This window comes from Streptomyces rhizoryzae, from assembly GCF_023155275.1.
Classification (GTDB): Bacteria; Actinomycetota; Actinomycetes; order Streptomycetales; family Streptomycetaceae; genus Streptomyces; species Streptomyces rhizoryzae.
The window spans coordinates 67229-87346 of the sequence record NZ_JALMUV010000027.1 but is presented as its reverse complement, the minus strand read 5'-3'; the positions used below and the strand labels follow the sequence as shown (position 1 = coordinate 87346).

The following is a 20118-nucleotide window of genomic DNA, read 5'->3' as shown; positions in this document are numbered from 1 at the left end:
CCGCCCCGCCCCGCGGCAGCGGCCGGGCGGCACCCGTGTCCGTACGGCACCCGGCCCGTCGCGGCGCCCCTCCGGCCGCCGCCCCGTCAGAAACGCCCTGATCCTCCTGCCGCATCCGTGCGGTGGACATCGTCGCCGGCTCGGTCAACACGGGGTCGGCGGTGTTCCGTGCCGTGCTCCGAGGTACGCGACCGTGCCGGTGAACCGGTCCTGGCGCCGCCGCGGCCCGGCCCTCAGGGCAGCAGCCAGTCGGCGGCGATCGCGGCGGCGAGGCCCGCACCGAGCAGCCAGGAGCCCAGCCGGGTACGCCCGTTCCGGCTCAGCTCGATGACGATCCCGCACAGCACGAGCGCCGCGCCGTACACCCCGACCACGAGCACCGAGTGGCGCGACGCCAGGCGGATCACCAGCACGACCGCCACCGCGGCCATCAGCACCGACGCCAGGACGACCCGCAGGCGGCGCGCCTGGCGCGGTGTCAGCCCGGCACGGTCCTCCTCCTCGGCCGGCTCCGCCTCGTCCCCCGCCGGCCCGGCCGGCGCTTCCCCCTCGTCTTCGGGAACTGGCTCACCGGGCCGCTCGCCCCCGGGCTCGTTCCGCGCTGCACTCCCCGCTGCGTCCATGAGCGGAAATGCTACGGGAGCCCGCCGTCGCGCCCACCGCCCGGCCCCGCCGCCAGGGAAATCCCCTCCCGCACCGCTGACCTGAAGTCGGCCGCATTTTGGCGCCGAACGTCGTTGACGCCACCCGCCCCCATCCCTGAACGTGGATTCCGGGAATGCGGCCCCGCCCGAGCCGGCCTCCACACCGCCTTCGCCGCATTCCCCCCTTTCCCTCACTTCCGCCATTCCGCGAAGCGTCGCAAACGCCACCAAGCGCGCGACCCACCCAAAACCCCCGAATTCCCATAAGTGTTGAGCCGCCCACGGAAGCCCCTCGCCGCCCCGGCTCCCGCCTTGACACGTCCACACTCGGACCGCCTAACCTGTGACCGGTTAGGCGTGGCGCACGATCACCCACACGCCGTGAATACTGCGAAATACGGGGGCGATGATGGCAGGCAAGGAATTCGACGTCGATCCGGGCGTTCTCGCGACGCAGGGCGACGCCTTCACCCACATCGGCAGCGACTTCAGCAAGGCGTCCAAGAAGCTCCAGGACGACCTCGAAGGGCTCGGCAGCCCCTGGGAGAACTGCGACTTCGGCGACGCCTTCGACACGATCTACACCCCGATCCGGGACGGCATGTTCAAGTCGATGGACTCCCTCGGCGAACGCCTCCAGGGCATCGGTGACAAGCTCCAGGGAATGGCGCGGTCGTACACCGAGTCGGACGAGCAGGGCATCCACGTCATCAGCGCGGTCGGCCGTCCGCAGATCTGACTGACGGCTTCCGCGGTCGCGCGGCGGCCGGGCACGGCGGCCCCCGAGGCCGGCCGCCTTTCCGCACCTCAGCCGCCCCCGCCTTTCCCCTCCCCACCTCTCCACCCACTCCGCATTCGGTCACACCCGCACGGGGGCGAACACTGTGTCATTGCAGCTGCCAGGTGAGCTTGTCTGGATCCTGAACCTGCTGGGCTACGACTGGCCCGACGCCGACGAGGACAAGCTGCACGAATGTGCCACGGCCTGGCGCACTTTCGCGCAGTCGGTCGAACAGACCCAGTCCCAGGGAACGTCGGCAGCCAATCAGGTTCTCTCCGCCAACTCCGGCGAGGCCGTTGAGGGCTTTTCCCACGAATGGGGCGAGTTCAACGGCTCCGGCGGCAGCGGCGACAACTACCTCCGCGACGCCGCAGCGGCGGCCGAGGTCATCGCCGTCGCCTTCGACGCGGCGGCCATCGCCGTACTGGCCGGCAAAATCGCGGTCATCGCACAACTCGTCATCCTGGCCGCGGAAATCATCGCGGCCCAGGCCGCCGCGCCGTTCACCTTCGGTCTCTCGGAAATCGGTGCGGCCGGCGCCACGCAGGCGACCCGCGTGATCGTCCGCCAGATCCTCGCCAAAATCAGGCAGGAGGTCATGCAGGCGGCCACCAAGGCCATGGAACACGCCACCATGGACGCCATCAAGAAGATGGCGAAGAAGGCGGTGTCCAAGGAAGCCCGCCAGATGGCGATGGACTACGCCAAGAAGACGGTCAAGGACACGGTCAAGGACACCGTCAAGGAAAAGGTCGTCGACGCGGCCAAGGAGAAGGCCACCGAGGCCGGCACGGAGATGGCGCAGAACATCGCCGAGCAGAGCATCGAAACCCACTTCGGCGAGCGCGACGGCATCAAGTTCAGCGAGACCGCGGACATCGGCAAGGAAAAGGCCGGCGAATACGTCGACGGCCTGAAAGAGGGCGTCGACGACCTCACCAGCCCGAAGACGTACATCGACCACGCCCGGGACGACCTCACCGACCGGGGCCTGGACCAGGCGCAGAAGCACGTCGACCAGCGCACCGGCGGCGCCGCGACCCGCCACCAGGAGGTCACCGACGGCGCCAAGGACACCGTCCGCGAACAGGTCCGCTCCGTCTTCGGCTGAGTCCCGCGCCACCCCGCGACCCGCGCGGTCGCCCTCCGCCGACGCGACGGGCGGCACCGGACATCCGGTGCCGCCCGTCGCTCACTCCGCGCGGATCAGGACCGCGGCGACCGGCCGGCCGGGCCGTCCCCGCTCCTCGGCGCCTCGTCCGGGTCGTACTGCCGGACCTCCTGGCGCTGTTGCGGCGACATCGTCCGCCACTGCTCCCGGAGCGGGGCCAGCCCCTCACTCAGTGCCCGGTGCCCCGCGGGATCGTCCAGGACGTCCTTGAGCTGGAGCCGCCCGCTGAGCATCTTCTTCGCCAAGTCCCGCAGCGCCTCGGGGGCGTTGGGATTGTCCCGCACCGCACGCAAGGTCTTCGTACGGTGTTCGTTCTGCTCTTCGGTGAGGTCCTGCTCCTCAAGGGGATGGTCGCGCTCACCGAGAGCGTCCGGGTGGGAATGGTGGTCGCGCATACGTGAATTCCTCTCAGCCGAAGGTCGAACGGGCCCGGTCCTCCTCGGCCCTGCCGGAGGCAGTGCTCGGAGCGGGCGGCGGGGTCGGACGGGGATGAGCACCACCGGAACCCGAGCCGGAACCGGAGCCCGAACCCGAACCCGCCCCGGACGCGCCCGATTCCGCACTCCCCTCCCCCGCCGGCTCCTTCTCCTTCGTACCGGTCTCATAGACGGACTGGACCCCGCCGAGCTGCTCCAGCCCACCCTCGGCTATCTGCTGGGCGCCACCGGCGAAATCGCCGTGCGCCAGCTTCCCGACGCCCTGCGCCTGGTGGTACATCCCCATGGCCACCTTGCCGGCACCGTCGGCCTGGAATCCGTACTCGCCCTTCTCGTCCTTCGTGATGGTGCCGGCGACCGGCTTGAGCGCCGGATTGACCGCGGCCACCCCCAGATCGGTCCAGTTGACGCCGTCCTGCTTGCCTTGGTAAATGGCCTTGCCCTGATTGAAGGCTTCCTTGCCGACCGACTGCGCCGTCTCCTTCCCGATGTTCACGAGAAGTTCCTTGACGGAAAGGACTTCGCGCTTCGCCAGGGACTCGGTGACCTTCGCGGTGATCTTCTCCGCGGCCTCTGTCAGGGCCCGCTTGACGAGCGCCCGGATCATCACGACGCGGCCGGCCAGTGCCGCCTCGGAGGCGCCCAGGGTGACCGGAGCCGATGCCTGCGCGATGGCGAATTCGATGGCGAGGTCGATGAGCTGGACGATGACGTAGATCTTCAGCGCCACCACGATGATGGCGCAGGTCTCCAGCAGGGCCGCCAGGATCTCGGCGGCACCCGACAGCGCTTCGAGGTATCCGAAGGCGACGAGCCCGTCCTTCGTGAAGCGGTCCCACGCCTTGTCGAACCCGTCGATCGCCTCACCGGAGTTGGCCCCGCGCACCGTATTGGCCGCGGAATCGCCCTCGTTCTGGGTCTGCTGGACGGTCTGCGCGAAGTTGCGCCAGGCCGTTGCCGCCTCCAGCATCTTGTCTTCGTCGAGATTGGGCCATTCGAAACCCAGCAGGTCCAGAACCCAGTCGACTTCTGACGGCAGCATGATGGACACGATGTACTCCCCCTGAAAAACACCTGGTGATATTCGCCCGGCCCCGGCCGCGGCGATGAGCCCCGGAGGGCTAGACCTGCCCCTGCCCCTCGACCGCGACCCGGGAGAGTACGGTGACCTGCTCCAGCTCCGCGGCCTCGTAGTCCTTGGCGATCGCGTTGAGCTTGGTGCCGATGTCGCCCAGGGCGTCCTGGAGGTGGGGCAGCGCCATCATGATGACCTTGCTGACCGGCTTGTACCCCTTGAGGAGCTGCTCGACGATTTTCACACTGTCGTCGCCCCAGCCCTCTTCGCACTCGGTGACGGTGCTCTTGAACTTTTCGGCCGCGCCACCAAAATTATGCGCGATGTCCGAGAAGTTCTTTCCCTGCTCTTTCAGCACATTCGGGTCGATCTCGTACCCGGAACCTGCCACGGAGTCCCCCTACCTGCTAGCTCCACGTCGCATGAATCACCAATAAGCTTACCGAAGCGCCGAGTTCGCCTTCCCATCGCGGCACCGAAAACCCCATCGCGACCAGAGACCGACACAACTCCCCCAGGACCCACGCCACACCGTGCTCCGAGGCCGTCTTGTCCGGTCGTCGCACCGCGCCCACCGCACCGCACCGCCCCAAGAAACCTCGCACACGCAATGGACTCCCTTCGGCAAGAACCGGACGGAATGCTTCCCTCCCGTCAACCAGCCGAAAATTCACACCCGCTGACGCCCGGCCCCGCGCCGTGTAAGGATCCTTGCCATGCCAGGCCAAGAATTCCCTCCCCAGCCCTATCCCCCGTACAACCAGCAGCCCCCGTACCCTTCCCAGCAGCAGCCTTATCCGTATCAGCAGCCACCGCCGCCTCAAGGCCAGCCCGGGTACCAGTCGCCCTATCAGCAACCGCCCGCTCCGTACCCCTACCAGCCGACTCCACCCCAGGCGCCGGCTCCCCACGTTCCCGAAGCCGTCAGTGCATTCCATCGCTTCGGCGCATCCGCGATCGACACCGTACTTGCCGCAGCCGTCGGCTACCTCGGCTTCCGCTTCACCGGCAACCCCCGGCAGGGAGTAATCACCGCGCTCATCGCCGCGTTCGGATTCTCCTTCGTCAACCACGTCCTCCTGACCCGCGTTGCCCGCGCGAGCATCGGCAAGCTCCTCACCCGGACCCGCGTGGCCCTTTCGCGTGACGGCGGCTGCCCCCGCCTGCCCCGGCTGTTCCGCCGCTGGCTGGCCGGCTACCTCTTCCTCGCCTACGCGTACATCACCGACTGGTTCCGCAGGATCGGCCGCCCCGACAGGTCGGACCTCCGAATGCCCGACCAGCCCAAGGACTTCTGCGGCATCCGCCTCGTACGCTCCGACGCCCTACCCCCCACCAGCTGATCCGGCCGCTCCCCGATCTCACCCGATCTCACCCGGATGGGCGACCCCAGCTACGACGAGCCCGTCTGCGACATCCGTTACGAATCCGATGGCCCGGGCTGAAGCTCAGCCGCTCCGCCCTACATTTCCCGGGTCTCACTGCCAGCAGCTCGGCCGCCCTCCCTCAGAGGAGACAGCGCCCCGAATACCTCGGCCCGGCGGCAGCCGCCTCACCCGCGGCTCGCCCCTTCCCAGGCGAAAGCGAAGAGAAGAGGGGAGGTAGCCGCCCCCGCGAAGACAATCAGCCCCAGCACGCGAAATCGCTCTGAGCTGTGACCGCTGAGACCTTCTCTCCCCTCACCTTGTCGCCGAGTCAGCGACGCCGGCTCCAAAATCCCGCGCCCCCGTCACGTCGCCACATATCCACCGCCCCCGCACGCAGCATCCGCATACCGCTCACACCAAAACGCCTCCACCACATGGCTGGGGCCCGCAGCCTGAAAGCTGCGGGCCCCAGCCCCTATGTCACTGCGTTTTGTTCAGCCTACCGGCCGGGCGGCTGCGTGGGCGGCGCCGGCGGGTATGCCCCGGGCGCCCCGGGCTGCTGCTGATACGGCCCCTGCGGTCCCTGCGGATTCGGCACGAACCCACCCGGCCCGCCAGGCCCACCCGGCCCACCGAAGCCACCGGGCGGCGGCCCGTTCCGTCGGTTCTTCTTCTTGGCCACCAGGACGATGACCACGACGATGGCGAGAAGAGCAACGCCGACCACCGCAATAAGGATGATGAAGGGCGCGCTCAGACCCTTCTGACTACTGATCTTCGGTCCGGTGGCGTTGTTACCCGCCGCGCTGGAAGGGTCGGACGACGTGCCCCCACTCAGCGCGGGGAATGGGCCGTCTTTCGGACCCGCCGGAACGTTCTTGGTCAGGGCGCTGTAGGGCTTGATGAAGCCGTAGCCGTAGTGCGGGTCCGGAAGTTTCAGATTGGGCTTGTCCTCCGGGATGCCAGCCGTCTTGATCATGCGGTTGGCGATCTGGCCGGCGCTCAGATTAGGGAACTTTGCGCGCAGAAGGGCTGCGGTAGCCGAGACATAGGCGGTGGAGTCGGACGTGCCATTCGCCAAGCGGTACTTACCATTAACGTCCACCACAGAGCTAGCAGACCTGATGTGCACGCCCGGGGCAATCAGCTTGACGTGGGACCCGTAGTTGGACTTGTTCCAGACGTAACCGTGGTCGTCCACGGACCCGACCGCCAGAACGCCTGGGGCAGCTGCTGGTACACGAGGAGTACTAACGCCATCATTCCCCGTTCCGGCAACCAGGAGAACATCACGCATGCGCGCATAGTCGACGGCACGCTTTTCATCAGGCGTAAGTTCCAAGCCGCCGTTGACGAACGACATGTTCACAACCTTCGCGCCTTGGTCGACTGCGTACCTCAGCGCGCCTGCGAAATCGCCTCCTCCTTCCCCTAGCTCAGAAGGATTCCCATTCGCAGCCGGAATAGCAACGGGCAAAATTTTTGCATCCGGCGCCAGCCCCTTGACGCCGTCAGCTCCGCCCGCACCGTGCCCATGGCCCGCAATTATCGAAGCCATCGCCGTGCCGTGGTCTGCATCGTCCCCAGTCCCTTGGTCCGCAGGACCACTACCGGTAATGAAGTTCTTACCAGGGAGGACATTACCGACAAGGTCTGGATGGCTACCATCCACAGGAGTGTCGAGAACTGCGACAGTGACGCCCTTCCCTGTCGAAATTTTCCAGATTGACTCAGCGTCGAATTTCTGCAGCGGCCACTGGTCGTTTCTGATCTGGTCTGCCGAAGCAACCGGCGCGGTGCCGAAGAGCAGTGCTCCCGCCACTACCGCGCCGCCCACCGCACGCAGCGTCCGCGTGAAGCTCATGCCATTACACCTTCCTCACAGAACTGGGGCCCGCAGCCCGTGAGCTGCGGGCCCCAAGCGTGTCTGCCGATTGCTTGTCCGGCCGGTCCTACTCGATGACCCGGGGAGCCACATTACGCTCCGGAGTCCAGGTTTCCTCGTCTTCCACGAGGTAATCGGGACGGTTGCCGTTCTGTCCCTTGCCCTCGCCCTTGCCGCCGTGGGCACCGTGGGCGCCGCCCATCATGCCTGCCGGGCGGCGTCCGCCGCTGGAGTTGCTGCCGGCCGCGGAGCCGCCGCGGCTACGGTGCAGACCGGAACCGCCCTGAGCCCCGCCACTGGCTTTACCACCGGACGAGCCGATGATGCCGCCCTTCTGGCGCGCCTGAGCACCGCCGGTGCCGACACCGGGCCGCCCACCCGCGCCGCCCTTGCCCGCACCGCCCGCGTGCGCACCGCCCATGCCGGGCATGCCCGGACGGCCGGCACGAGCGCCACCGGTGCCGGGGGCTCCCGCACCGCCGGGCCCGCTCTTCACTCCGCCCGGTCCGCCGCTCGCGCTCTTCAAGCCTCCCGGGCCACCGGTCCCGCCCTTCACACCGCCAGGCCCGCGGACGGGCATACCCCCGCCAGGAATCCCCGGCACGCCGTGGAGGCCACCACCTCCTGGGCCGCCGCCGCTGGGGACATTGATGCCAGGGCCACCGCCAGGACCACCACCGGGGACCTTGAGCCCACCGGGGCCGCCGGGACCACCGGTCTGGAGGCCGTCCAGGCCGGTCGTCACATCCGGCATCTTGGGCTTGATCGAACCCATTCCGCCGCTGATGCCCGGCGTGTTCGGCATCTTGGGTGCCTCGGGCATCTTGGGAGCGGGGGTGGCCTTCATACCGCGGGTGGGGAGCTTGACGCCGCCACCACCACCGCCGCCCAGTCCGCTGCCGCCAGGCCCCATGGGCATGGGCATGGGGCCCAAAGCAGCACCATCCGAAGGGTCCCTGTGGTCGGGGATCCTGTCGTCGACCATGTTGCGGCCCGGGGGCTTCAGCCCCGAAGCCCGCACCACATAAGCCGTCCCCAGATTCTCCATCGCCACCGCGGCTTCGAGCCGCTTCTTCTGGTGGCCGGAGAGGTTGTCCTTGTTCGCGTCGAGGACTCCCTGGGTGCTCACGCCGTCTTCCCTGAGCACCTTGTTCAGGTCGTCGTCGTCGATCTGGTCCGACCAGGGCATCTCGCCCCAGACGTCATCGCTCCAGTTCCAGCCGTCGTCGATCGGCTTGACCTTGTCGATGGCCTTCTGGAGGTCCTGGGCCGTCATCCCCATGACCTGCGCGGTGTGGGAGGCGTACGGAGCCCCGGCGCTGAAGTTCTGGCTGATCTCCTGGGCGCGCTTGGCGAACTTCTCCGCCGTGTCGCCGTGCCAGGACTCCAGCACCTTCTTCACGGCGTCTTCGAAGCGCTTCTGGATACCGCCGCCGCCGTCGCCCGGACCGACCAGCTGGTCGTGCAGGTCCTGCCAGTGCTGCGCGACGTCCCGGACGAGCTGGACGTTGGCGCCGTCCAGCATGCCCTTGAGGCCGTCAAGGTCGTGCTCGTTGAATTTGGTTGTGAACGTCTCCCAGGTGTTGCCACCCGTGGGAGCGCTGGCCGCGTCTCCACCCATCAGTGGACCCCCTTCTCCTCACCTACCGGTCAACCGGCTTGTTACCAGCGTCACTTCATCGTGTTGTTGTGCTCGGCGTCCGCGTAGGCGTCCTTCGTCTGCTTGGACTTCTTGCCGAAATCGTCGATCAGGCCCTCGATCTTGTCGACGATCTGGGTCTGGATGAAGTCCTTCATGTCGTTGTGGGCCTTGTGCATCTTGTCGCGCTCGGAGAAGCCCTTCCCCAGCGCGCTGTCCGGCAGGTACGTCTGGTTCTTCGCCTTGTCCTTCGGACCGCCCATGTCCTTCAGGACCTGGTTCAGTTCCTTGACGAGCTGATCGAGTGCGTCGAGATCGACGCCGTATTCCTTGCTAGCCATGCTTGGCCTCCCCGTGTGGTGTCAGTCCGGTCTTGCGGCGCCAGTCGCGCAGGGCGACCGAGGAGCCCACGACCGCGGCGACGGCCAGGAGTCCGCCGCCGACGATGTAGAGAGCGATGCGGGCGCGGCGCTCCTCGGTGGTTTCGCCGAGGGTGGCGACGGCCGGCAGGATGTTGGAGCCGTCGGCCACGCCGGACGGCTTGTCCGGCACGGGCGGCGCGAGGGGCCGGGTGTCGTCGTTCAGCGCGGCGACCGGGTTGACGACGCCCCAGCCGATGTTGTTGTCGCGGCCCCGGCGGACCCGGTCGGCGGTCTGCTCCAGGTGCCAGATGATCTGCTGCGGCCCCCACGCCTGCTTGTCGTGCCGGTGCTTGGCGATCAGCAGGGCCGCGGCGCCGGTGGCGTACGGGGCGGAGAAGCTGGTGCCCTGGTCGACGCAGTTGCCGCCGAGCGGGACGGTGGAGACCATGTCGACGCCGGGGGCGGCGATGCCGACGAACGAGCCGGCCTGCGAGAAGGGCGCGCGCTCGTTGTTGCGGTCGGACGCGGCGACGGCCAGGACGTTGTCGAACTCCTCGCTGAACGCGGCCGGGTAGATGTTCTTCTCCTCGCCGCTGGCGCCGCTGTTGCCCGCCGAGGCGACGATCAGGATGTTGCTGTCCTGGGCCCGCTTGACGGCCGCCTTGAGCGTGGGCAGCCGGTCCTCGGACGCCGCCGTGCCCTGCGAGATGTTGATGACGTCGACCTTCGCGGCGACCGCGTCGTCGATCGCCTTGGCGAGGGTGTCGGCGGTGCCGGCCTTCTCGTCGCTGGTCTGCTGGAACGGGATGACCTTGGCCTTGGGGGCGATGCCGTAGAAGCCGGAACTCGCCACGCGGCGCGCGGCGATGATGCCGGCGACCTTGGTGCCGTGCCCGACCCGGTCCTGGGTGGGCTTGCCGCTGACGTACGACTTGCCGGGGCCCTCGATGGCGTCCTGGAGCTGCTTGTTGCCCGCGTCGATGCCGGTGTCGATGACGGCGACCCGGATGCCCTCGCCCTGGCCGCTCGCCCACATCTGGTTGGTCAGCAGCCGCTGGAGGGACCAGGGGGTCTCTTTGATGTCGTCGGTGCCGAACTTGCACTCGCCGCTCTGCAGCGGGGTGTTGTCGTCCGCGACCGCCGGTGCGGCCGCGGCGGTCGACAGGCCGACGATGCAGGCCGCCGTGACCAGTGCACCCGTCGCGCGGCGGCGGTGCCCGGCTCGTAGACCAATGGCGCGAGATCCCACGGGTTGTCTGCTCTCCGTAGCGGGTTGGGATGGGGCGTGCGGCGCGGCGAGGGGGGTGGGAGGGGTGGCGATGGCGGAGCCGCGTGCGGGGGTGGGGGCCGGGGTAGGCGGAGGGAGGAGGGACAGGAGGGGCGGGGCGGGCGGACGGCAGAAGGGCGAGCGCACTGGTGCAGCGCGCTCGCCCTCATTGACCACTGTGCGAGCCGTCGGGGGCTGCTCAGCCGTGTGCCGTCGTGCCTTGCGTCCTCGCGGGGTGCGAGGTCAGCCGCCCCAGATGCTGGCGTTCTTGTGCTCGGTGCTCTGGTAGTTCTGCGCGGCGGTGTCCAGCGCCTTGGCGATGGCCTCCAGCGTCTGCTGGAGGTGCGCGGCGCGCTGGTCCCACTCGCGCTGGCGGGCCTGGTAGCCCTCCTGCGCGGCACCTTCCCAGCTCGCGGCGATCTTCTTGACGCCGGCCTCGAGGTCGTCGAGCTGCTGGCGGATGTTGTTGGCGGTCTGACGCACGTCGGAACTTGCCTGGCTGATCGTCTGGAAATTGACGAGGATCTGGCCGGACATGGGGTCTCCTCAGGAGTTGGTGCTGCCTAGTCGATTCACGTGCCGGGCGGGCGGACCGGACACCGGAAGGGGTCGGCCGGCCGGGCCGCGGCGGGTGGGCGGATGCGCCGGGTCAGTGGCGCGGCCCCATCATCCGAACGGGGAGGCCTGAGCGGTGACGTGCGAGATCGACTGAGCCTGCTCCTCCTCGGAGGAGGTGTAGTTCTGCGTGGTCTGGTCGATCGCTTCCTTGATCTCGGCCAGCAGCTGGTTGATCCGGTTGCCGTCCTCGTTCACCTGCGACTGGAGCTGGTGGTACGAGGAGGCCGCCTGGCCCTTCCACCCCGAGGTGATGGTGTCGACGACCGTCTGCAGACGCTGGATCTCGCCCTGGATCGCCTGGTTGACCGAGTCGATTTTGCCGCTGAACGCGACCATCTCCTCGTGCGTGGTTGTGAACTGACCAGCCATGGTCAACGTCCCCCATGAGACTTGTACGTCGGCCGCGCGGCACCGGCGAGGCTGTGCGCGGGTGGCATCTCCTGCTGACGCCTCCTGCCACATTACCTACTCCACACGCCTGTTCCCAACAGGGGGAGCGCGGTTGTGACGGGATCACAACATTGTCAACTGGGCGGCGGGAAAACGACGTTCGGCGGAAGGGGGCCAAGGCGGCGATTTCGGTCGGGCGGCGGGGGCCCGGGGCGTGCCGCCGCATTCCGCTTCCGTGCGCGGCGCGGCCGCGCCGGCCCCCGTCGACGAGGGTACCCGGCGCGGCCGCGGGCGCCGCTCCCGAGGGGCCACGAGCACCCCGGGGGCGGCCCTTCGGCACGCCTGCGGCCGCGTCAGGACGCCTGCGGCTGCTTGGCGCTGCTGACGTCCAGGGACGGGCCGGCGGAGAGCAGCTTGGACCACGCCTCGGGGAGCAGCGGCGGGTGGGCCTCGCCGTAGCCGAGGTGGACCTGCGCCTGGTCCAGCTCCTGCTTGTCGCTGCCGGCCTTGTTGGCGGAGTCGTTGTTGCGCGGGACCGAGTAGCGCAGGCCGGTGTCGGTGACCAGGAAGAGGCTGCCGGACGTCGCGCTGGGGGTGGCCGCCTGCTGGTAGAGCAGGCCGCTGCCGGGGGTGACGTAGGCGTTGGAGCCCGGCGCGATCTTGGCCGGATAGTCCTTGCCGACCCAGGTGGACATGTCCGGGATGCCGTTGGGGAAGCCGAGCTTGTCGACGCCCGGGTACTTGGTGTTGGTGCCCTTGTAGACGCTACAGGAGACGCCGTCCTTGGTGGGCGTGGTCAGCCCGCCGGTCTGCGAGCCGTGCGCGAAGTCGTTGGCCGGGGTGACCATCTCCTTGGGCCACGGGTTGTCCAGGTCGGTGTTCCAGACCTTGCCGTAGAAGGTGACCGGGTGGTTGGTGGCGTCCAGCTTGGGGCTCACGCTGCCGGTGGCGGCGTTCACCGGCTGGAGCGCCTTGCCGGGGGTGCCGGTCACCGCCGAGGCGTTGGGGCCCTGCTCCAGGAGGTTGGCCACGAAGTTGCTGACCGCTTCGACGCCGTCCTTGAGGACCACGTACTTGGCGCCGCCGTCGACCCGGAGGATCGAGCCGACCTTGCGCGCCTCGGCGGGGATGGCCGGGTTGGAGACCGGGGCACCGGCGTCGTTGATCTTCGGCATGCTGATCGCGTACGGGCTCTTGATCAGCGTGTTCATGAACTCCGCCGAGACCTTCTGCGGTTCGGCCTGGGTGCCGAAGATGATCCGGCGCAGGGCACGGTCGGCCTCGGTGTCGGTGTGCTTGGTGCCGCTCCTGGCCTCCGCGACGGCCGTCGCCTCGTCGGCGATCATCTGGAACGCGAACCCGCTCTGGTCCACCAGCCACTTCACGCCGTCGGGGTCCTCGACGTACAGCGCCTGGTGGAGGTCGAGCTTGCCCTGCTTGGGGTCGTCGATCCGGTCCCGGTCCTTGCCGGCGAGGACGAACACCGCCTGCTGCGACTTGCTGTTCTCTCCGCTGCCGGGGCGGTCGCACACGGCCCAGGTCTTCGGCTTGTCGACGTCGGAGGGGCTGGGCAGCCGGTCGGGGGCGTACGGAATGCCGATCGCGGCGCCGTGCGGAAGCTTTCCGTCCAGCTCCGCTTCCTTGACCTTGACGACCTGGAACTTCTTGGGGTCCAGAAGGAGTTTGGCGGACGCCAGATTCAGGATCGGGTGCAGCAGCTTCTGCTTTTTGCCATTGGCGTCGGCGCTTTCGAGAACGACATAGCGGGTGGTGGATTCATCCCCGACGAGGACATTTGCCCCCACGGTGTCCCATCCCGCCGGAGCGACCGGCTTGAGAATGCCGCAGGCGCCGAACCCCACGAGCATCACGACCCCCATCACCACGCTGGGCAACACGGCCTTCAGGGGCTTGGGGGCGCTTTCGATCGAGCCGTTCGGCAGCGGCTTCAGAAATGCCGCATTCGTACGCTTTCGAGCAAACGAATACGCATTCAGCTCGTCCCGACGTGATGCCATTGTTGCTTTCTCTCCCCGCCTGTTGGATCCACATCGACCGCCCCCGGCACTCACGCCGTAGCGCCCTCTACTATGCCGTGTATCGATCGAGCCGTACGGTACGGGTGCCACCTTCCGACGCACCAGTGTCAGCGGCGGCCGATACGCCCAGAGGCACACCACCAGTAGAGGAGCAGGCCGGGGGATGTCCAGCGCCACCAGGGCTCGACGCCGCAACGGGCGGCAACAGCAGCAACAGCCTTCCGCCGCACCGCAATCCGACGGAAGCGCGGGCCGGAACGGTACAGCTCCGGGCAGCGGAGGACAGGGCGGCCGGGCCGCGGCCGGACCGGTGTCGCCGCGGCTGCGCCACCAGGCCGGGACCATCGGCGGCGTCCGCGTCCAGCAGCTGGCCCTCATCGAACTCGCCGCGGCACTGGTGCTGGTGGGCCTCGCGGCGCACAACGCGGTGGTGCTGAGCGTGGCCGCGGTGGTGGCGGTCGTCCTGGTCGTCTTCGCACTCGGCCGCCGCCGCCGGATCCCGCTGCCCGAGTGGATCACCACCGTGCGCGCGATGAACCGCCGCGGCAAGACCGCCGGCGAGAACCTCGCCGCCACCCAGGGCGTCGACCCCGCCTTCGCCCCGGTGGTGGAGTGCGACCCGGCCCTGCGCACCTACGAGTACACCGACGCCGACCAGCGCCCGGTCGGCTTCGTCGGCGACGGCACCTTCCTGACCGCCATCGTGCAGGTCGACGCCCGCGACGAGCCGCTGCGGCCGCAGCGCGGCAGCCACATGGTGCCGCTGGAGCTGCTGCACACCGCGCTGGACGTGGAGGACATCCACCTGGAGTCGGTGCAGTTCGTCCAGTACACCCAGCCCGCCCCGGCGCCGCACCTGCCCGAGCAGGCCGTCGCGGCCCGCTCCTACGCGCCGCTCCAGGCCCAGTCGCAGACCCCCGCGGTGCAGCTGTCCTGGATCGCGCTGAAGCTCGACCCGGAGCTGTGCGCGGAGGCCATCGAGGCGCGCGGCGGCGGTATGGGCGGCGCCCAGCGCTCCCTGCTGCGCGCCGCCGACCAGCTCGTCAGCCGGCTCACCGCACGCGGCGTGCGGGCCCGGGTGCTCGACGAGCGCGAGGTGGTGGCCGCGGTCGGCACCGCGGTGTGCGTCAGCCCGCGGGCCGCGAACGGCGCGATGGGCCGGGACGGCCGGGCCGCCCGCCGCACCCAGGAGACCACCCGCGCGATGCGCTGCGACGACCGCTGGCACAGCACGTACTGGATCGGCCGCTGGCCCCAACTCGGCCCGGGCGGCGCCCCGTTGGCCGCCATCATCCAGCTGCTCACCAGCACCCGGGCGATGGCCAGCACCTTCGCGCTGACCGCCACGCACGGCGGCGGCCGGCTGCCGGCCATCTCCGGCTACGTCCGGCTGTCCACCCGCAGCGACAACGAACTCTCCGCCGCGCAGAGCGAGTTGGAGCGGCGATCCGGCTCGGTCAAGGTCGGGCTGGTGCGGCTCGACCGCGAGCAGCTGCCCGGCCTGCTGGCCACGCTTCCCCTCGGAGGTACCCGCTGATGGGCACTCCCACCTACCAGCCCCGCGTCAACGTCAGCAGCGACGGCTGGCGCACCCCGACCAACACCGGCGTCTCCGGCGGCCGGCTCTCCCACCAGCCGCGCCCCGACGAGCAGCAGGCCGCCCCCACCGGGCCGAAGCCGCGCCCCGGTTTCGGCCTGCGCGGCCCGCGCCGCAACCCGCACGTGCTGACCGCCGAATCGCTGGCCGCGCTGACCCTGCCGGTCGGCGACGACGGCGTGATCATCGGCATCGACCCGCAGAACCAGCCCGCGGTGCTGAGCCTGCTGCGCCCCGCGCCGATGGAGATCGCGCTGGTCGGCAGCATGTGGATGGCGCAGGTGCTGGCGCTGCGCACGGTCGCCACCGGTGCCCGGGTCGCCGTCGAGACCGCCCGCCCGCCGGCCTGGGGCCAGATGGCGCAGGCGGCCGGCGGCGGGCAGCAGTGCGTCTCGGTCTTCGACGTGCGCCAGATCGCCCCGCAGGGGCCGTCGGTTTCCAGCCCCGTCCTGGTCGTCCGCGACATGGGCGCCCGCCCGCCGCGCAACCAGCTCGCGCCGAGCCCCTGGCAGACCGTGCTGACCGTGCTGCCGTTCCTCGGGCCGCGGTCGCCGCAGATGCTCGGCCGGGTGGACCTGGTCGGCCTCCAGCGGCTCTCGCCGGAGGAGGCCGAGGTGGTGACGAGGATCATGCGGCTGCCGGAGAACGTCGGGGCGGTGCTGCCGACGCTGAGCGACAACGCGATGCTGTGGTGCCGGCGGGACGGCGGCCACCAGTTCGTCATGACCCAGCCCACCGAGGCGGAGACCAACCTGCTGGGCGGCCCGCGCCGGATGGACTGATTCCGCGCGACCGGCCGCACTCGCCGCCGGCACGGCTACGGGCGCATCCACGGATGCGCCCGTAGCCGTGCCGGGCGGGCTCGAAGACGACATGGCATCGACTGCCGTTATGGGCCAACTGTTGATTAGGCTGTGGGGAGAGCCGCAGGAGCACATCACACCGGCAGTGCACGACGGCAGTCGATACGGGGATGGAGACAAGCAGTGGTGGCGCAACCCCGGGTGGCGTGCTCCGACTTCCGTTACATCCGATCGATCCGCCTGTATCCGGTCCTGCCGTTCAGGTGCGTTGCAGTAGACCAGGAGGCACAGTGAAAGACCAGGAGGCTTTCCGCCCGGACGGGAACGATCCTGACGACGACCAGTCCGAGTTCGACCTGACCGGCGAGTTCAAGATCGATTTCGCGGCTCCGGCCTGGTACGGCAGCAACGACACCAGCGGTGGTGCGGGCACCGCGGCCCCCTCCGCGACGCCGGCCGCCGGCGCGCAGGGCGCCGCCCCGCCACCGACCGGCCAGCCGCTGTCCGGCCCCGCCCAGGGCGCTCCCGTCCCCGGCCTCCCGCAGCAGGGGGCGGCCGGCCCGGCCGCGCCTCCCGGGTTCCCGACGCTGCGCCCGCACGACGGGGGCGGCGACGTCCCGGCTGACGGCCCGTCGGCCCCGGCCGACACCGCGGCCGCCAACGTCCGTTCCGGCACCGGTCCGGACCCGTCGGCCTCCCTGTGGGACGACGACGAGGACACGGAACCGGCGGCGCCCGAACCGCAGTCCGCCCCTGCCCCGCAACCGGAAGCGGCCCCTCAGGCATCCCAGGCGCCACAGACCGCTCAGGCGCCGCAGGCTCCCCAGGCCCCCGACGCCGCGGCACAGGCCGCCGCGGCCCAGCAGGCCGCCCAGCAGGCCGCCGCCGCCCAGCAGGCCGCTCAGGCCCAGTCCCAGCCGCAGCAGCCCCAGCAGCCCGCCCCGCAGGCCCAGCAGCAGCCGCCCGCCGTGCAACAGCAGCCGGTGCCCCAGCAGGGCGTCGCCCCGCAGGGCATGCCGCCCCAGCAGGGGGCACCGCAGGCCATGCCGGCCCAGGGTGCGCCCTGGGCCGGTGCGGACGGCCAGGCGGTGCCCGCCCAGGGCCAGCCGCAGCAGGGCGGACTGCCGCCGCTGCCGCCGGAGTTCCAGCCCGCCGACCCGCGCATGGCCCAGGCCCAGGCGCAGGCCGGCCAGCAGCCGCCGGCCGCGCCCCAGCAGGGCATGCCGCAGCCCCAGCAGGGCGGCTATCCGCAGCAGGCCGCGCCCCAGCCCCAGCAGGCCGGTTACCCGCAGGTCCAGCAGCCGCAGGCGCAGCAGCCGCAGCAGGGCGGCTACGGCTACCCGCAGCCCGCCTACGGCTACCCCCAGCAGGCCCAGCAGCAGCCCCAGCAGCCCGCGTACGGCTATCCGCAGCAGGGCTACCCCCAGCAGCAGGCCCCGGCCCAGGGCCAGCAGCCCCAGCCCGGGTACCCGCAGCAGGGCCAGCAGCAGGTCCCCGGCCAGCAGTTCGGCGACCCCAACGCGGCGGCGAACTACGCCCAGTACTCCCAGCCGGGCCAGCAGCAGCCGCAGCGGGCCACCCCGGGCGCGCCGCTCGGTTACAGCGCCGCGGTCGAGCTGACCTCGGACCGCCTGCTGCGCAACCAGCCCAAGAAGCGCAAGCCGGGCGCGAACGCCCAGCCGTCGAAGTTCAAGCTGGGCGCGAAGAAGGAGCTGGAGGAGCGCCAGCGCAAGCTGGAGCTGATCCGCACACCGGTGCTGTCCTGCTACCGCATCGCGGTGATCAGCCTCAAGGGCGGTGTCGGCAAGACCACCACCACGACCGCGCTGGGCGCCACCCTGGCGTCCGAGCGGCAGGACAAGATCCTGGCGATCGACGCCAACCCCGACGCCGGCACGCTCGGCCGCCGGGTGCGCCGCGAGACCGGTGCCACCATCCGCGACCTGGTGCAGGCGATCCCGCACCTGCACAGCTACATGGACATCCGGCGGTTCACCTCGCAGGCCCCCTCGGGCCTGGAGATCCTCGCCAACGACGTCGACCCGGCGGTCTCCACGACGTTCAACGACGAGGACTACCGGCGGGCGATCGACATCCTCGGCAAGCAGTACCCGATCATCCTCACCGACTCGGGTACGGGTCTCCTCTACAGCGCGATGCGCGGCGTCCTGGACCTCGCCGACCAGTTGATCATCATCTCCACCCCGTCGGTGGACGGTGCCAGCAGCGCCAGCACCACCCTGGACTGGCTCTCCGCGCACGGCTACGCCGACCTGGTCCAGCGCGGCATCACGGTCATCTCCGGGGTCCGCGAGACCGGCAAGATGATCAAGATCGAGGACATCGTGTCGCACTTCGAGACCCGCTGCCGCGGTGTCGTCGTGGTGCCGTTCGACGAGCACCTCGCGGCCGGTGCCGAGGTCGACCTCGACATGATGCGGCCCAAGACCCGCGAGGCGTACTTCAACCTCTCCGCCCTGGTCGCCGAGGACTTCGCGCGCCAGCAGCAGGCCCAGGGGATGTACGCGCAGGCGCAGCAGGTCCAGCAGCAGCCGATGACCGGCGACCCGTACGCGCAGCAGCAGGCGCAGTACGCCCAGCAGCAGCCGCAGCAGCAGGTGCCGCAGCAGGGCCAGCCCCCGGCCGGCTACCCGCCGCAGCAGGGCGGTTGGCAGCAGCAGCCCGCCGCGCAGCCGCCGGCCGGCTGGCAGCAGCAGCCCGCTCCGGACGCGCCGCTGCCGGAGCACGGCGGCTGGACGCAGCAGCCCCCGCCGCAGTGAGCGGGGGGTGAACGAAGGGGCGGGGCCCGGCAGTTGACTGCCGGGCCCCGCCCCTTGCGTACGCCGCCGCCGCGTTACGCGCCGCCGGACTCCGCGATCAGCCCGCGGGCCTGCTTCACGTCGATCGCCATCCGCTCCAGCAGCGCGTCCAGCGTGTCGAACTTCTCCTGCCCGCGGATGTAGGCCAGGAAGTCCACCGCGACGTGCAGCCCGTACAGGTCGAGCCCGACCCGGTCGATGGCGTACGCCTCGACGGTGCGCACCTTGCCGTCGAACTGCGGGTTGGTGCCGACCGAGACCGCCGCCGGCATCGCCTCGCCCGCGACGTGCAGCAGGCCCGCGTAGACCCCGTCGGCCGGGATCGCGGTGTGCGGCAGCGTCTCCACGTTGGCGGTGGGGAAGCCCAGTTCGCGGCCGCGCTGGGCGCCGCGGACCACCACGCCCTCGACCCGGTGCGGCCGCCCCAGGACCTCGCGGGCGCCGGCCACATCGCCCTCCGCCACCAGCCGGCGGACCAGCGTGGAGGAGAACGGCTCGCCGCCGCCCGCGCTGCCGCGCTCGAAGAGGTCGATGACCTCGACCGTGTAGTCGTAGGTCCGGCCCAGTTCGGCGAGGGTCTCGACGGTGCCCTTGGCGCGGTGGCCGAAGCGGAAGTTCGGGCCCTCGACGACGAGCTGCGCGTGCAGCTTGTCCACCAGCACCTTGACCACGAAGTCGGCGGGTGCCAGCTGCGAGAACTCCTTGGTGAACGGGAGGATCAGCACCGCGTCCACGCCCAGTTCGGCCATCAGCTCGGCGCGGCGGTGGTGCGGGGCCAGCAGCGGCGGGTGGGTGCCGGGGCGGACCACCTCGCTCGGGTGCGGGTCGAAGGTGACGACCACGGCCGGAACCCCCAGCTCGCGGGCGCGGGCCACCGCCCGGCCGATGATCAATTGGTGGCCGCGGTGCACTCCGTCGTACGAGCCGATGGTGACGACGCTGCGTCCCCAACCCTCGGGGATGTCCTCCAAGCCACGCCAGCGCTGCACTGTGCCCGCTCCTCGCCCGAACTCTTGTCCGTCCTCTGCGCCACTTCGGCATGACGCAGGTCTAAGACTGCCATGCCGGGGGCGGAGCTTCGCGCGAAGGGGGGCCTGCCCGCTGTTGCATCGGACACCCTGCGGCAGCACCCGGCCACCGGCCCGTTCCCCGGGCCGCCGGACGCGGCCGGCAGCGCCCCGCCCGGCCGGCGACCGCGCCACCACGTTCCGCTCCGGAACGCAC

General features: G+C 70.2%; 18 protein-coding genes. 6 read left to right on the top strand and 12 right to left on the bottom strand.

Annotation, left to right across the window (positions count from 1 at the left end):
* Nucleotides 1–233: 233 nt before the first annotated feature.
* Nucleotides 234–623, bottom strand: coding sequence for a hypothetical protein (locus MUU72_RS21440; protein WP_248014962.1), 390 nt, complete (start codon nt 621–623; stop codon nt 234–236).
* 430 nt (nt 624–1053) lie between these two features.
* Here MUU72_RS21440 and MUU72_RS21435 point away from each other — a divergent pair, with 430 nt between their 5' ends.
* On the top strand, nt 1054–1383 hold the full coding sequence (locus MUU72_RS21435; RefSeq protein ID WP_248014961.1) for a WXG100 family type VII secretion target: 330 nt from the start codon (nt 1054–1056) through the stop codon (nt 1381–1383).
* Between the two features lie 145 nt (nt 1384–1528).
* The gene (locus MUU72_RS21430; RefSeq protein ID WP_248014960.1) at nt 1529–2536 is read left to right on the top strand and encodes a WXG100-like domain-containing protein; all 1008 of its coding nucleotides are present in this window, start codon (nt 1529–1531) and stop codon (nt 2534–2536) included.
* Between the two features lie 95 nt (nt 2537–2631).
* Here MUU72_RS21430 and MUU72_RS21425 read toward each other — a convergent pair whose 3' ends face one another.
* From MUU72_RS21425 to MUU72_RS21415, 3 genes are all read right to left on the bottom strand, one after another.
* A complete protein-coding gene (locus MUU72_RS21425) occupies nt 2632–2991 on the bottom strand; it encodes a hypothetical protein (RefSeq protein WP_248014959.1) in 360 nt (119 codons plus the stop codon).
* Between the two features lie 13 nt (nt 2992–3004).
* On the bottom strand, nt 3005–4075 hold the full coding sequence (locus MUU72_RS21420; protein ID WP_443743064.1) for a WXG100-like domain-containing protein: 1071 nt from the start codon (nt 4073–4075) through the stop codon (nt 3005–3007).
* A 79-nt stretch (nt 4076–4154) separates the two neighbouring features.
* Entirely contained in the window at nt 4155–4499 is a 345-nt protein-coding gene (locus tag MUU72_RS21415; RefSeq protein WP_248014957.1) for a WXG100 family type VII secretion target, read from the bottom strand.
* 325 nt (nt 4500–4824) lie between these two features.
* On the opposite strand from MUU72_RS21415, the gene MUU72_RS21410 reads away from it, so the two are divergent.
* On the top strand, nt 4825–5451 hold the full coding sequence (locus tag MUU72_RS21410) for an RDD family protein (protein WP_248014956.1): 627 nt from the start codon (nt 4825–4827) through the stop codon (nt 5449–5451).
* A gap of 523 nt (nt 5452–5974) precedes the next feature.
* Here MUU72_RS21410 and MUU72_RS21405 read toward each other — a convergent pair.
* The 7 genes from MUU72_RS21405 to MUU72_RS21375 form a co-directional block, all read right to left on the bottom strand.
* Nucleotides 5975–7339, bottom strand: coding sequence for a S8 family serine peptidase (locus tag MUU72_RS21405; protein ID WP_248014955.1), 1365 nt, complete (start codon nt 7337–7339; stop codon nt 5975–5977).
* A gap of 88 nt (nt 7340–7427) precedes the next feature.
* On the bottom strand, nt 7428–8981 hold the full coding sequence (locus tag MUU72_RS35360; protein WP_282504393.1) for a hypothetical protein: 1554 nt from the start codon (nt 8979–8981) through the stop codon (nt 7428–7430).
* 50 nt (nt 8982–9031) lie between these two features.
* Nucleotides 9032–9340 (bottom strand): hypothetical protein, encoded by a 309-nt coding sequence (locus MUU72_RS21395; protein WP_248014954.1) that lies wholly within the window; start codon nt 9338–9340, stop codon nt 9032–9034.
* Complete coding sequence (locus MUU72_RS21390) at nt 9333–10610, bottom strand: S8 family serine peptidase (RefSeq protein WP_248014953.1); 1278 nt, start codon at nt 10608–10610, stop codon at nt 9333–9335. Before MUU72_RS21390 ends, MUU72_RS21395 begins: the two co-directional genes overlap by 8 nt.
* A 261-nt stretch (nt 10611–10871) precedes the next feature.
* Complete coding sequence (locus MUU72_RS21385) at nt 10872–11165, bottom strand: WXG100 family type VII secretion target (RefSeq protein ID WP_066982170.1); 294 nt, start codon at nt 11163–11165, stop codon at nt 10872–10874.
* A gap of 129 nt (nt 11166–11294) precedes the next feature.
* On the bottom strand, nt 11295–11615 hold the full coding sequence (locus MUU72_RS21380) for a WXG100 family type VII secretion target (protein WP_066982168.1): 321 nt from the start codon (nt 11613–11615) through the stop codon (nt 11295–11297).
* Nucleotides 11616–11989: 374 nt separating this feature from the next.
* Nucleotides 11990–13654, bottom strand: coding sequence for a type VII secretion protein EccB (locus MUU72_RS21375; protein ID WP_248014952.1), 1665 nt, complete (start codon nt 13652–13654; stop codon nt 11990–11992).
* Nucleotides 13655–13985: 331 nt separating this feature from the next.
* Here MUU72_RS21375 and eccE point away from each other — a divergent pair, with 331 nt between their 5' ends.
* From eccE to MUU72_RS21360, 3 genes are all read left to right on the top strand, one after another.
* A complete protein-coding gene (gene eccE, locus MUU72_RS21370; protein ID WP_248014951.1) occupies nt 13986–15212 on the top strand; it encodes a type VII secretion protein EccE in 1227 nt (408 codons plus the stop codon).
* Nucleotides 15212–16054 (top strand): hypothetical protein, encoded by an 843-nt coding sequence (locus tag MUU72_RS21365; protein ID WP_248014950.1) that lies wholly within the window; start codon nt 15212–15214, stop codon nt 16052–16054. Before eccE ends, MUU72_RS21365 begins: the two co-directional genes overlap by 1 nt.
* A 311-nt stretch (nt 16055–16365) precedes the next feature.
* The gene (locus MUU72_RS21360) at nt 16366–18855 is read left to right on the top strand and encodes an SCO5717 family growth-regulating ATPase (protein WP_248014949.1); all 2490 of its coding nucleotides are present in this window, start codon (nt 16366–16368) and stop codon (nt 18853–18855) included.
* Nucleotides 18856–18929: 74 nt separating this feature from the next.
* Here the strand turns inward: MUU72_RS21360 and MUU72_RS21355 are convergent, their stop codons facing one another.
* Nucleotides 18930–19883, bottom strand: a complete 954-nt coding sequence (locus MUU72_RS21355) for a bifunctional riboflavin kinase/FAD synthetase (RefSeq protein WP_248014948.1) — start codon at nt 19881–19883, stop codon at nt 18930–18932.
* Nucleotides 19884–20118 lie beyond the last annotated feature (235 nt).

Bases quoted from the DNA above. Each gene is read 5' to 3' on its own strand.
- MUU72_RS21405 (WP_248014955.1), bottom strand. From the start codon at position 7,339: ATGAGCTTCACGCGGACGCTGCGTGCGGTGGGCGGCGCGGTAGTGGCG.
- MUU72_RS21395 (WP_248014954.1), bottom strand. From the start codon at position 9,340: ATGGCTAGCAAGGAATACGGCGTCGATCTCGACGCACTCGATCAGCTC.
- MUU72_RS21425 (WP_248014959.1), bottom strand. From the start codon at position 2,991: ATGCGCGACCACCATTCCCACCCGGACGCTCTCGGTGAGCGCGACCAT.
- MUU72_RS21440 (WP_248014962.1), bottom strand. From the start codon at position 623: ATGGACGCAGCGGGGAGTGCAGCGCGGAACGAGCCCGGGGGCGAGCGG.
- MUU72_RS35360 (WP_282504393.1), bottom strand. From the start codon at position 8,981: ATGGGTGGAGACGCGGCCAGCGCTCCCACGGGTGGCAACACCTGGGAG.
- MUU72_RS21410 (WP_248014956.1), top strand. From the start codon at position 4,825: ATGCCAGGCCAAGAATTCCCTCCCCAGCCCTATCCCCCGTACAACCAG.
- MUU72_RS21435 (WP_248014961.1), top strand. From the start codon at position 1,054: ATGGCAGGCAAGGAATTCGACGTCGATCCGGGCGTTCTCGCGACGCAG.
- MUU72_RS21380 (WP_066982168.1), bottom strand. From the start codon at position 11,615: ATGGCTGGTCAGTTCACAACCACGCACGAGGAGATGGTCGCGTTCAGC.
- MUU72_RS21365 (WP_248014950.1), top strand. From the start codon at position 15,212: ATGGGCACTCCCACCTACCAGCCCCGCGTCAACGTCAGCAGCGACGGC.
- MUU72_RS21420 (WP_443743064.1), bottom strand. From the start codon at position 4,075: ATGCTGCCGTCAGAAGTCGACTGGGTTCTGGACCTGCTGGGTTTCGAA.
- MUU72_RS21385 (WP_066982170.1), bottom strand. From the start codon at position 11,165: ATGTCCGGCCAGATCCTCGTCAATTTCCAGACGATCAGCCAGGCAAGT.
- MUU72_RS21375 (WP_248014952.1), bottom strand. From the start codon at position 13,654: ATGGCATCACGTCGGGACGAGCTGAATGCGTATTCGTTTGCTCGAAAG.